10 protein-coding genes are annotated in these 12,221 nt (G+C 47.4%); 3 read left to right on the plus strand and 7 right to left on the minus strand.

From position 1 onward, the window contains the following. Nucleotide 1 precedes the first annotated feature (1 nt). Genes NNO03_RS19870 through NNO03_RS19880 form a run of 3 tightly spaced genes read left to right on the plus strand, consistent with a single transcriptional unit; the run spans nucleotide 2 to nucleotide 2,947 of the window. Nucleotides 2–1,114 carry a glycosyltransferase family 4 protein gene (locus NNO03_RS19870; protein ID WP_271450317.1) on the plus strand — a complete coding sequence of 371 codons (1,113 nt, stop codon included), beginning with the start codon at nucleotides 2–4 and terminating at the stop codon, nucleotides 1,112–1,114. Nucleotides 1,115–1,116: 2 nt separating this feature from the next. After that, nucleotides 1,117–1,524, plus strand: a complete 408-nt coding sequence (locus tag NNO03_RS19875; RefSeq protein ID WP_101742956.1) for a hypothetical protein — start codon at nucleotides 1,117–1,119, stop codon at nucleotides 1,522–1,524. A gap of 31 nt (nucleotides 1,525–1,555) precedes the next feature. After that, on the plus strand, nucleotides 1,556–2,947 hold the full coding sequence (locus NNO03_RS19880) for a DUF4832 domain-containing protein (protein ID WP_271450318.1): 1,392 nt from the start codon (nucleotides 1,556–1,558) through the stop codon (nucleotides 2,945–2,947). Between the two features lie 47 nt (nucleotides 2,948–2,994). Here the strand turns inward: NNO03_RS19880 and galE are convergent, their stop codons facing one another. From galE to NNO03_RS19915, 7 genes are all read right to left on the minus strand, one after another. Beyond that, nucleotides 2,995–4,011: a UDP-glucose 4-epimerase GalE gene (gene galE, locus NNO03_RS19885; RefSeq protein WP_271442506.1), complete on the minus strand. Its 1,017-nt coding sequence runs from the start codon at nucleotides 4,009–4,011 to the stop codon at nucleotides 2,995–2,997. Between the two features lie 66 nt (nucleotides 4,012–4,077). Further along, the gene (locus tag NNO03_RS19890; protein ID WP_271450319.1) at nucleotides 4,078–5,016 is read right to left on the minus strand and encodes a hypothetical protein; all 939 of its coding nucleotides are present in this window, start codon (nucleotides 5,014–5,016) and stop codon (nucleotides 4,078–4,080) included. 153 nt (nucleotides 5,017–5,169) lie between these two features. Then, on the minus strand, nucleotides 5,170–5,805 hold the full coding sequence (locus NNO03_RS19895) for a carbonic anhydrase (protein ID WP_005122990.1): 636 nt from the start codon (nucleotides 5,803–5,805) through the stop codon (nucleotides 5,170–5,172). 155 nt (nucleotides 5,806–5,960) lie between these two features. Beyond that, nucleotides 5,961–7,133, minus strand: a complete 1,173-nt coding sequence (locus NNO03_RS19900) for a MalY/PatB family protein (protein ID WP_271450320.1) — start codon at nucleotides 7,131–7,133, stop codon at nucleotides 5,961–5,963. Nucleotides 7,134–7,257: 124 nt separating this feature from the next. Continuing rightward, complete coding sequence (gene nhaC, locus NNO03_RS19905) at nucleotides 7,258–8,718, minus strand: Na+/H+ antiporter NhaC (RefSeq protein WP_271450321.1); 1,461 nt, start codon at nucleotides 8,716–8,718, stop codon at nucleotides 7,258–7,260. A gap of 194 nt (nucleotides 8,719–8,912) precedes the next feature. Further along, on the minus strand, nucleotides 8,913–9,851 hold the full coding sequence (melR, locus tag NNO03_RS19910; RefSeq protein ID WP_271450322.1) for a transcriptional regulator MelR: 939 nt from the start codon (nucleotides 9,849–9,851) through the stop codon (nucleotides 8,913–8,915). Between the two features lie 322 nt (nucleotides 9,852–10,173). After that, nucleotides 10,174–11,922: a sigma-54-dependent Fis family transcriptional regulator gene (locus tag NNO03_RS19915; protein WP_271450323.1), complete on the minus strand. Its 1,749-nt coding sequence runs from the start codon at nucleotides 11,920–11,922 to the stop codon at nucleotides 10,174–10,176. Nucleotides 11,923–12,221: the final 299 nt, after the last annotated feature.

The raw sequence follows: 12,221 nt of genomic DNA on the forward strand, positions 1-12,221 counted from the left end.
AATGAGTAAAAAAATAACGGTTTTTGGTACTCGCGGTATTCCGGATGTCCTGGGCGGTGTGGAAACCCACTGCCAGAATCTTTACCCGGCGATTAAACAACAGTTTGACGTTGATATTTGTGTTATCGCCCGCTCGCCGTATGTTAGCTACAAACGATCTTCTTATAAGAAAGTTGAGACCTATGCGCTGTGGGCACCCAAAAAACGGTCACTGGAAGCGATTGTGCATTCTGTTTTAGCGGCGTTTAGAACCTGTGTCGACGGTTCTGATATTGTGCATGTCCATGCTATAGGGCCGGGTTTGGTGATCCCATTATTACGCGTGTTAGGTAAGAAGGTGGTTTTTACCCACCACGGACCTGATTACGATCGTCAAAAATGGGGATTTGTCGCCAAAAAAATATTGCTGCTGGGTGAACGCTGGGCGGTGAGATATGCCAATGAGGTGATAGTGATTTCTGAGGTCATTAACCAACTGATTCAGAAAAAACATGCTCGCTATGATGCGCATTTGATTTTCAACGGTGTCAATAAGCCCCGTCCGTTGTCAGATCAAACCCTTCATGCCACGCTTTCCCGCTTTGGACTCGAGGCGAAAAACTATTTCGTGGTGGTCGGACGGTTTGTGGAAGAAAAGGGGATGCATGATGCGATCTCCGCGTACAAACAAAGTGGTTTGCAACAGCCGCTAGTGCTCATTGGCGATGCAGATCACCCAACGGAATACAGTATTCGACTCAAGCAACTTGCCGCTGATACCCCTGGCGTGGTGATGACCGGATTTTTAAGGGGAGATGAACTTCAGGCGGTGTTTTCGCAGGCCAGGCTTTTCGTTATGCCTTCCTACCATGAAGGGCTACCGATTGCGCTTCTGGAGGCGATGTCGTATTCCCTCCCGGCGGTGGTGAGCGATATTCCCGCAAATTTGGAAGTGCAGTTGCCGTCTGAGGCTTATTTTCGGGTCGGCTCATTGTCCAGCCTTGCTGAGAAATTAACTGCCTGGGCCAGCGCAAATAGCGTGGACTATCGTGTCTATTTGCAAAATTACGACTGGCAAGAAATTGCCAGAAAAACAGTCAATGTCTACCACTCAATTGATAAAGATATAGGTTAATTTTGACCAGTCCTCAGAATCGCCCCCCCGTCATCGAACGATTTTATGCGCAACTTGATGAGCATATATCGGAGGGACTGACTCCGGAACAAAAAGACGGGATCGAGAAAGCGATCGTCGCCAGCACTCTGGCATCAAGGCATCGGATCGATATTCGCAGAAGTTTTCCATTTTTCGGTAAACGCTTTTATCTGGTTTTTTTATTCGGCAGAGACTTACGTCAGCGGCATCGTCAGGAGTCGACCTTATCGACCATGCTGCTTACTTTTTTGCTGCTGCTAGGTACGCTGTTTGTCACCTGCTGCGTATTACTGACGCTATATATGATCAAATCCGCATTGGGTATTGATGTATTCCAACATTTTCACGTGGGTATTTGGGACTGGTGGTTAAGCCTGAAAGACCGCTAGTGTTAACAAACCTGTGGAGGGCGTCACTGCGATGAAGTGTCAATGGTTTTCTGCGCTGTTGTGTCTGTTCTGTCCGCTGACGGTATTGGCCGCATTAACGACCGTAACCCCCAAAGCATTGACGGGCCCACTGACAAACCCAGGTATCGGGGTAGCCAGTTTTCATCAGGGATATGGTGAAACGCTTGGACTGGCGGATTATCCCGACACAGGCTTTGAATATGAGCGCTTTTACTGGCGTGACCTTGAGCCTGTCGAAGGCCAGTACAATTTTGCACTGGTTGATGATGCCTTCAAGTATGCCGCGGCGCATCGACCGGCGATGAACGTCGGACTGCGGTTTATGGCGCTTGCTGAGCCGGAAACGGGTTCACAAATTCCCGACTGGTTGATTAAAAAAGGCGTAAAGGGAACCTGGACGCCGGACAAAAAAACCTTTATCCCTGATTTAGACGATCCTCTATTTATTGAATATAGCCAGCGCCTGCTGAACGCAATGGGTAAACGCTATGATGGTAACGAGAACCTGGCTTTCGTGGATATCGGCATGGTGGGGGCGTGGGGAGAGTGGCATAACAGCAACTTCCCGATGCTGAAGCCATTGCTGGAGCGCTACACCACGGCGCAGTTGGACCGCTATGTGGCGATGCATTTCTCTGCTTTCCCCAGTACGCCAAAAATCATGTTAATGAGTGGTGGGCAAAGTCTGGCGAATGCGGTCGCGCGCGGGGCGGGCTGGCGTGCGGACTGCCTGGGCGATCTCCGCGTGTTTTCTGCTTCATGGAATCATATGGCGGATGATTACCCGCAACGGCTGCAGGCCGCACAGAAAAGCTATTCAGGATTTAACGATGCCTGGAAACATGCGCCAGTGAGTTTTGAGATCTGCTCGTACATGCAGGACTGGAAAAATACGTTTCACTATACGCGAGAGGAAGTGCAGGGGATTTTTGACTGGGCGGTGAAGCAACATACCAGTACGATTAACCTGAAATCGAGAACCGTGCCCCGTGAGTATCGTCCGATTGTCGACGAGGCACTGACAAAACTGGGCTATCGGTTTCGCTTAGCATCTCTGAGCCACGAGTCAGTCTGGGAAGGTGGACAAGAACTGACCCTGACAAGCACCTGGTATAACGAAGGGAACGCGCCGATTTACCTTCCCTACACGCTGGCATTTCGCCTGGTCAATGAGGCCAATAAGGTGGTGGCACAAGGGAATGTCCCGGAAGATATACGTCACTGGCTGCCCGGAAAACACCCACTGAGTTACCCGATGCCGATGCCCGGGACGCTGCCAAAAGGGAAATATGCTATTGAAGCGGCGATTGTGGATAAATCCGGTGCGGCAAGAATTAACTTTGCCAATGAAGGGAAGCTGAGCAACGGTTGGTATCGCGTCTCTGCAGTAACGGTGGAATAGCCTGCCGTAGTAAGGAGCCTGGCAATCAGGCTCCTTGTCGTTGAAAATTAAACGTGATAGCCATCCGGATTGTTTTTTTGCCAGTTCCAGGTATCGCGTATCATTTCATCCAGATTGTAGATGGCCTGCCATCCCAACTCTTTTCGTGCTAACGACGGGTCTGACCAACATTCGGCAATATCCCCGGGCCTTCTGGCCACAATCTTATAATTAATTCGGGTTTGCGCCGCTTTCTCGAAGGCTGCAATCAGGTTAAGTACGGAATACCCGATACCGGTACCGAGGTTGATGACTTTGTATGCCGCACCTTTTTGCTGACAATCCAGTGCCGCTAAATGACCAGTTGCCAGATCCATCACATGGATGTAATCACGCACACCGGTGCCGTCGGGGGTTGGATAGTCATTTCCATAGACCGACACGCTTTCCAGCTTGCCAATCGCCACCTGAGAAATATACGGTACCAGATTGTTGGGGATACCATTCGGATCTTCGCCAATCCTGCCCGATGGATGCGCGCCGACTGGGTTAAAGTAGCGTAGGCAGGTGATTCGGAAATCGGGTTGTGCGCGGGAAAAGTCTGCCAGAATTTGCTCGACCATGAATTTTGATGTGCCATACGGATTGGTGGTGCCACCGGTTGGCGATTGTTCACTTAATGGAACGCTTTCCGGATTACCGTATACCGTGGCGGAAGAGCTGAAAATAAAGTGCTTCACCCCTGCAGCTAACATCTCACGCAGCAAAACCAGCGTGCCGGTGACATTATTGTCATAGTAGGCCAGCGGCTCTTTTATTGATTCTGAAACTGATTTTAGTCCAGCAAAATGAATGACATCGGTAATGTTATGGTTAGAGAAAATCGTTTTCAGAACATCGTTGTTCAGCACATCAGCGATATAAACGACGGGCGCTTTGCCAGTCAGTTCCGCAACCCTGTCCAGGGATGTTTGTGAGGAGTTGGAAAGGTTATCGATGACCACAACATCATCACCTCTTTCCAGAAGCGCCAGCACGGTATGTGAACCAATATAACCAGCACCACCAGTGACTAGAATTGCCATACAGTCTCCAGATATATTTTTTGCAAACTATCATTAATTCATTAATGCCACCGGCATAAATAAACGTTATTGGTGGCGTCGGTTAAGGTAATAATTCCGGTATTTCACCCTGCATTTATAAGATATTTTTTTAAGTATAGAAAATAGGCTGAATTTACTTATCTTACTGTCATACACGATATAGTTATCGGTGAAGTTGAGTGTGTGAACGCCCTCGCTTTGGTTAATGCTGGCATTGATCTGCGTAATCAAACGCTCATCAAAGCTGGATGCGTTAAGCGTGATTAGCTCTTTGATATAAACTGACTTTCCGTACGTCTCTGGTGTGCATTCCTGGGTGAGGAAATAGAGTTTATTATCAACGCAGTGTGGTGCGCCAGCGCCCCGGGGGTGTTGATTCGACAGGTTAAGCGTGGGCTCTATTTTTTGCCATGGTCCGGTTACATCACTGGCAGTATGGATAACTAGCTCATCTTCCATCGTGGTGGATAAAAGATAAAGATTTTCATGCAATGAGACGACGACGTTATCGGTGAGTGCCTGGTCCGGTACTAATACTTTTACCTGTTTCCAGCGCGTAGGGAACGCTACCGACTGGAATAAGATAACCTCTTTCCTTTCTGAAGACTCTGGGATCATGAAAAGCTGATCGTTGCTGTAAAATAAAAAAGGAAATGATAAATGGCATTTTAGGTTATCAAAACCATCGAGTTTCACATCCTCAAGCTCAACCAGGTTAGCATCAAGGATACGGCAGCGCAGAATACCTTGCGAATTACGAAAGCTTAGTGCTTCATAAAAAACATAAACTTTATTGTCTTTTTCAATAATGAAAGGATCGGCCTGAAAGGTATATTTCTTTTTGAGCTGTTGGGCTCGGGTGTTGTTCAGAATTTCCAGCGTGTTAGTGGGAAAGGTATGCGAACCATTATTTTTTAGGATCATAATATCCCACGACTCATGAAAAAATAACATATTAATCAGTCTGTTATTTTTCGTTCGCATGCGTAACGGCTCCTTTTTATCGCTTAATCTATTGCGGGTTCCACGACGGCCACACTGATGGCTAGTTTAAAAGCTAGTCGCAAGAGGAGTGTTTGTCTACTGACAGAAATCGTAGTGGGAGGATTGCCAGAGCATCCGTGCTCCAGTGCTGATTTACTCGAAATGGACGTGTGGATTATCGGCCAGCGAAACGTAAGTTTTGCTGTTCTTATCCAGCGTACGAATTTCTCCGCTTTCGATGTCGTAGACCCAGCCGTGCAGACGAATCGCGTTGTTACGCAGACCAACAGCCACGCAAGGATGCGTTTTAATGTTGTTCAACTGGGCAATCACGTTTTCTTCCACCATGGCATTCACTTTATCGATTTCGTTAGCCCAGGTTTTCTTTTCAACCACGGCTTTTGCGGCATCGGCATAGTGCAACCAGTGGGCGACAGCAGGCATCGGATCCAGGGGTTGGCTTTCTGCGATGGCTTTCATCGCGCCGCAGTTGGAGTGACCACAGATAACGATATCAGTCACGCCTAAAGCAACGACCGCGTACTCAATGGTGGCAGACACGCCACCAGGTTCCGGGCCAAAAGACGGTACGATATTACCGGCGTTACGGATAACGAAAAGCTGTCCTGGCTCTTGCTGCGTCACTAACTCTGGCACCAGTCGGCTGTCAGAACAGGAGATGAAAAGCGCTTTAGGATTCTGGCTGGATGCCAGGCTGCGGAAGAGTTCCTTGCGTTGAGGGAAAATCTCTTTTTGGAAGTTGAGGAAGCCCTCAATGATATGTTGCATAGCAGTGTCTCTTTTCTCTGTTTAAGCAGGTTATGATGAAGATCACACTTTCCAGTTTAACACCAGCCGACAGAAGGGAAAGACTTTATAGCAGTTCGGTCAATATCTTTGGGCAATTTTGCCCTGACAAAGCAGGGCAAGCGTAGCGGTCTGCGTTACATGTTCTGCCGTTTCTGGTATGCCGTTTTTAGTCTGTTCATTGCGTCCACCAGGACGGCGCGCGGGCAGCCAACGTTCAGACGCATGTGCCCCTCTCCGCCTGGGCCATATTGTGACCCCGGCGACAGGCCGAGTCTGGCTTCATGGACAAAAAAATCGCTTAGCTGCGTCTCGTTAAGCGCCATTTTTTCAGCATTCAGAAAGAGCAGATAGGATGCGCCACCATAGACAATTGAGATCAACGGACAGTGCATTTCGATTTCATTTCTAACAAATGCTACATTATCAGCCAGATAAGCCAATAATTCCCGGTGCCAGTCACCGCAATGGGTATAGGCGCTATAAATCGTTGCCTGTTGCAGTGAGTGAGTCTCTGCAAGATAACAGTTATCGAGAAAATGATAGAACCGGTGACGCAGTTCATCATTCTTTATAATAGCTATCCCTCCCTGGATCGCCGCCGTGTTGAAGGTCTTGCTGACAGAAGTCAGTACGATAGACTGACTTCCTGCTGCGTCATCGAGGGTAAAAAAGGGCAGGTGTTGCTTACCTGGCAGAGTTAAGTCGCTATGCACTTCATCGGAGAGAATGATGACGCCAGCATGCTGGCAATAGTGACTGATTTTTTCAAGCGTTTCCCGTGACCACACCATTCCACCAGGATTGTGTGGCGAGGGAAAAAGAAACATTTTGCACTGTTTAAGTTTCTCGCTGAAATCTTGCCAGTCAAATTCATAGCAACCGTCTTTTTCAATGAGACGGGTCTGGAGTAAATGCCTGCCGCTGGTTTTCACCAGGTTAGGGTAGGGGTCATATATTGGGGTACAGGTTAATATATTGTCTCCCGTGCGGGTAAGTGCCAGCAAAGACATGACAATAGTTTTTATGACGCCGGGAACAAAATGCAGCCAGTGCGATTTAAGCTCGGCATCATACTGTTTTGCGTACCACTGGATAACGGACTCTTTCCATTGCGGATAATCCAGGTTATAGCCCTGAACAGGCTGCTCTACTACTGTGCGTAATGTATTCAGGATGGGCTCTGGCGTAACAAAATCCATATCCGCAATCCACAGCGGTAATACATCGCTGGTACCGTACATTTGTTGTAATTGTCCGTATTTGCGACAATTAACATCCCTTGTGACAATATCATCAAACAAAGACATTGCTGACTCCTGGAAAGTCTCTGAAAATAGTTTACGCAACACAAAAAGCGCAGAATGTTTATGTATATCTAATTGATATATTAAATTTACCCTGGTGATAGCTAATATTTATCTGCGTATTAGCCTATGATTTTTGCTCAACCATATGCTCTGTAGCTTCATTTGGTTCATATTTAGCAATGCCAATACCGGTTGCGGCCCACAGTAATGCAAAGATGACGCCGCTGTAACATAGAATTGCCCATGGCAGATAATCAAGAGTAGTCACGCCCAGCATAGTGGCGCAATAAACACCAGAAGCAGACCACGGAATAATAGGTTCGACAACGGTTCCGGCATCTTCGGTAGTTCGCGAGAGGTTCTTCGCGGCCAGTCCACGTTTTTTGTATTCATCTTTAAAGGCATCACCGCACAATAACAACGGTAAGGTTCCATTGGCGGTACAGGCGCAAATGGTGAACGTCGTAACAATGGTGGTAGCGACTAAGCGGAATGTTGATTTAACCCCTTTTGTCAGCGCGTTAATGACCGTGTGCAGGGAGCCTGTCGCGCTCATGGCACCAGCAAAACTAAAGGCGCTGAAGACGGTCACAAAACTGCTGAACATAGAGATTGCGCCGCCTCGCTCTAATAAGCGTGAGACATCAGATGACAGTGCAGGAATATGATCTCCGGTGAGCATCGCGAGCTTAAAGCCGCTGACCACGGATTCGCCGACCGAAGATGCGCTGAATTGTTGAAAAACCAGAGCCAGAATCATTGATACGATGGTGGACAAAAACAGCATCGGGATAGGTGGTTTTTTCGACAGTGAACCGTACAATACGATAATCGGTGGTAGCAACAACAGAATGTTGAACTGATAAATCTGGCCGATAGCGTTCATTAAATGGGTGATATTTTCTGGTGCACTGGCAGAGGCATCAATGCCCATACCCATATAGCTATAAACCACGCAGCAAATAATGAATCCCGGGCCGGTGGTCCATAGCAAATGGCCAATATGGGAGTACAGATTTACACCGGCAGCCAGCGCCGCCATATTGGTTGAATCAGAGACAGGCGAGAGTTTATCGCCAAACCAGCACCCTGAAACAATGGCGCCGGCGGCGATGGGCAGAGAGGCATTAAGGCCAATGGCTACACCAATCATGGCAATTCCGACGGTACCAATGGAACCCCACGACGTGCCGGTACACACTGAAATTAATGCACCCAGCATAAAGGCTGAAATATAAAAATACTGGGGGTTAATCCACTTCAAACCATAATAGATCATCATCGGGATGGTACCTGATACCATCCAGGAGCCAATCAAAAAACCGATACTGGCGACAATCAGAATGACTGGCAGTGCTTCTGATATTTTATTGCAAATCGATTGCAGAATATCATCCCATGTATAACCATGAGCAGTGGCGATAAATGAAGCGGCTGCCGTTCCCATCAGGATCATAGGTTCGGCGCGAATATTGAATATAAAATATCCGATGCTAATCCCGCCCAGCATGATCACCATCGGTAATACTGACCAGAAGAAAGAGAGTTTTTTTCTGTAGTGTGAGGTACAGCTCTTTTTTTCCATAATTCCATCCCAATCGTTAACGGTTGAACAAGCCAAAGAAATACCTGCTACAGGCCAATCAATTACAGAATGGCGTAGTTACGTGAGTTGATAATTGAACTCTATTTTATTAACTGTTTCAGGCGATCTGTTCTGGCCTGCTGTTATGATGTTCATATTTCAGCAGTAAAATAAGAGATAGATTTTATAGTCAATTATCCCTCCGCATAAGGTGGATGATTTCGGCGTTGCTGACTGAGCTTGCGATACTGCTGAGGCGGCATACCGACGTATTTATGAAATGAGCTATAAAATCGACTGCTGGAGCGAAAACCCGCAATCATCGCGATATCCAGAATGGTTTTATCGGTGTCGCTGAGTAATGCCCGTACATGGTTGATACGCATCGCCGTAATATATTGTTTCATCGTTAGTTGCATTACGCGATGAAAAATACCCATTGCATAATTAGGATTAAGTTTGACGTGATCGGCAATGGCCTCGACTGTCAGCAATTTGTCACAGTTAGCGGCAATAAATTCCAGCATCTGGCTGACGTAAAATTGTGAATGCCGCGAAATGCTGTTCTTCTGGGTCCGTGCAGTTTGGTTTCCCAATACTGTCCGCCAGCCTGAGAGGCTAAACCGCTTGAGCATCAGGGCGATTTCATCAATGGCTAACTGACGAATCTGTTCGTTATCGCTGTTGAGTTCATTTTGCCAACGTTGAACCTCAAAAGCGCTAAGCTGCTGGGATGCCGACGAGGTAATCACCCTGCCGTGCGTCACGTGATTAATCAACTCTCTATCCAGCGGCCAGGACAAAAATAAATGCATTGGCAAGTTGAAGATAGCCATCTGCTTGCAGTGCCCTGCATTCGTGAGCTGATGGGGGGTACATGCCCAGAACAGAGTGATAAAGCCTTGTTTGCTCTGTACTACTTCGTCATTGAACAGGTACTCAACATCACCATCAAATGGCACATTCACTTCAACCTGCCCATGCCAGTGACTGTAAGTCATGGCCAGCGGCTCCCGCAGCTCGACATCCATACGCTGATACTCTGAATAGAGTGCCAGTGGGCTACGAGTCTTTTTTTCATAGCTGCGACACATATGGGGATCATGCGGCAGCTGCGGAATACTTTTAGCCATTACGGGTTGGTTCCTGAAAAGTGAATTTGACCATGAGGTAGCGCCAAAGCATGAACATAGCTTAACCGAAAAAAATCACCGTTTTCTCTCCATTTTCGCGAAATTATTCCCAAAAACTCAGATCCTGTGCCTGTTGATTGCCGATCTGAGATAGCGGGAATGGCGAGGTTTAATTTTAAAAGCGCTCAACCATAAGGCACTTTGCTGTACCTGCTGGATGGCGGCTCTGACGCGCTATCCGGCCTACTAAAGCCTGTGAAACGTAGGCCTGATAAGCGCAGCGCCATCAGGCATTGACTGCCCGTGGCGGACGCAGGGGAAATCATAACCCGTACAGTTTTATTTTTCGGTACAGCGTGGCAATGCTGATCCCCAACTCTGTCGCGGCTTGTTTCTTACCCTCAACGCTTGAACCAAATCGCTGTATGGCGTTTTCAATGGCATCTCTTTCAGCTTGTTTACCCTGATGGGCAAGCTGGCGAGGTTGCGCCATCATGGTGCTTTTTCTGCTATCGGCTGCGGTAAGCAGGTAAGGGGGAAGATGGCTGGCGTTGATCCCGGCGGCTTCTCCGCGCATGACAAAAATGTACTCGATGACGTTGCGCAGTTCACGGATGTTGCCCGGCCAGTGCCAGGCATAAAGGCGGTTAATAACATCATCGGGAAGTTTTTGCGGCGGTCGTTGGTAGCTTAGCGAAAACTCGTCGGCAAAATATTGTGCCAGGACGGCGATATCCGCCCGCCGTTCGCGCAGGGAAGGGAGAACCAATGGCACCACGTTCAGGCGATAGAAAAGATCTTCACGAAACTGATTATTCTCGACCATCGCGCTGATGTTTTTGTTGGTTGCGGCAATAATCCGCACGTCAATATTGATGGTGTTGTTGGACCCCACACGGGTGATGGCTTTTTCCTGCAGTACCCTGAGCAGCTTGGCCTGCAAATGCAGTGGCATATCGCCAATCTCGTCGAGGAACAGGCTACCCCCATTGGCCAGCTCAAACTTTCCCACACGTCCTTTGGGATCGGCACCGCTGAATGCGCCGCGTACGTAGCCAAACAGTTCGCTTTCCAGGAGTTGTTCAGGGATAGCGGCGCAGTTGATGGTCACGAAGGGGGCGGCTTTACGCGGACTGCTCTGATGAATGGCAAATGCCACAACTTCTTTACCTGAACCACTTTCCCCGGTGATCAGTACACTGGCATAGCTGTTGGCGATTTTGCCAATGGTACTTCTGAGTTGTTCCATTGAGGGGGAATGGCCAATCAGACGTACCTGTGTATCAGACTCATATGGCGAGGGGGCAATCGTGCTCAGGTAGTCGTGCGCATCGCGAAAGATAACCATGGTTAATCGGTCGTTATCCAGTGACGAGAGCGAGATCTGTTTACACAGCACATGGTGTTTTTGCCCTTCAAGCGTCAGCCATGCTTCCTCATCGCCATACAAGCTGTCTCCGGTCGTTTCAATGGTCAGGGGTAATCCCTGAACCTCACGGTTAAGTATGCGATCTGCTGAATGGTTGGCATGCCAGATGCGACCCTTGCCATCAATGGCCACAACGCCGCGATCCATGGCATCAATCAGACGACGAAAGGCGCCGAGTGTCTCCTGCGCGCGTAAGCGTTCCAGGCATTCAAAGACCTTACTGGAGATCATGACGGCAATTTGCTCTATAAAGGTGACAAATTTATCGATCTGGCTAAGCAAGGTGTCACGCTGTATTTGCGTGGAGCAAATAATACCGATCACCCCAATGACACGGTTATTGAGAAAAATAGGGGCATTCAAATCCAGCATTTCAGAGCAGTAATGGTGTTTTTCACACAGCTGACATAGAGGATGTTCACCGGGGTTTTTGATCAATACCGTCTCACGGACCTGCAAAACATGCCGATAGATATAACCATTTTTTGCCACGTTCTCATTGAGCATATGTCGGTATTTACCGGTGCCAGCAATGCGCATTAAAGATTCATCAATGATTTCTACATCAGTCCCGGTAATGCCAGAAATAGCATCGGCATAATTGCATATATCATCCTGAATATTGCTCAGTACTGAAATCATGATACTTCTCCGGTAAGGTGTCTCATTTCTCAATGAAAATGATAAATAGGCGAATCATCGCAAAATTGATTTGCGAAAAATCAATCTACAGCATTGTTTTTGGATGTTTTTTTAATTTTATCCTTCGTGATCACACTATTTCTCATTTATGAGAATTTATCAAAATCAGACGATAAACTAACGCAGACTATTTTTACCTTGTTAACTTTAGAAATTTCTTAATGTATTGAAATAAAAGTATTTATTAAATTATTTCTAAGCATTCCCTCATTTTCTAAAAAACTGGTAAGCATTTTGCT

Source organism: Citrobacter sp. Igbk 16, assembly GCF_028069755.1.
GTDB lineage: Bacteria > Pseudomonadota > Gammaproteobacteria > Enterobacterales > Enterobacteriaceae > Citrobacter.

Excerpts from the sequence above, each read along its gene's own strand:
- NNO03_RS19870 (WP_271450317.1), top strand. The coding sequence starts at position 2 with ATGAGTAAAAAAATAACGGTTTTTGGTACTCGCGGTATTCCGGATGTC.
- NNO03_RS19880 (WP_271450318.1), top strand. The coding sequence starts at position 1,556 with ATGAAGTGTCAATGGTTTTCTGCGCTGTTGTGTCTGTTCTGTCCGCTG.
- galE (WP_271442506.1), bottom strand. The coding sequence starts at position 4,011 with ATGGCAATTCTAGTCACTGGTGGTGCTGGTTATATTGGTTCACATACC.
- NNO03_RS19890 (WP_271450319.1), bottom strand. The coding sequence starts at position 5,016 with ATGCGAACGAAAAATAACAGACTGATTAATATGTTATTTTTTCATGAG.
- NNO03_RS19895 (WP_005122990.1), bottom strand. The coding sequence starts at position 5,805 with ATGCAACATATCATTGAGGGCTTCCTCAACTTCCAAAAAGAGATTTTC.
- NNO03_RS19900 (WP_271450320.1), bottom strand. The coding sequence starts at position 7,133 with ATGTCTTTGTTTGATGATATTGTCACAAGGGATGTTAATTGTCGCAAA.
- nhaC (WP_271450321.1), bottom strand. The coding sequence starts at position 8,718 with ATGGAAAAAAAGAGCTGTACCTCACACTACAGAAAAAAACTCTCTTTC.
- melR (WP_271450322.1), bottom strand. The coding sequence starts at position 9,851 with ATGGCTAAAAGTATTCCGCAGCTGCCGCATGATCCCCATATGTGTCGC.
- NNO03_RS19915 (WP_271450323.1), bottom strand. The coding sequence starts at position 11,922 with ATGATTTCAGTACTGAGCAATATTCAGGATGATATATGCAATTATGCC.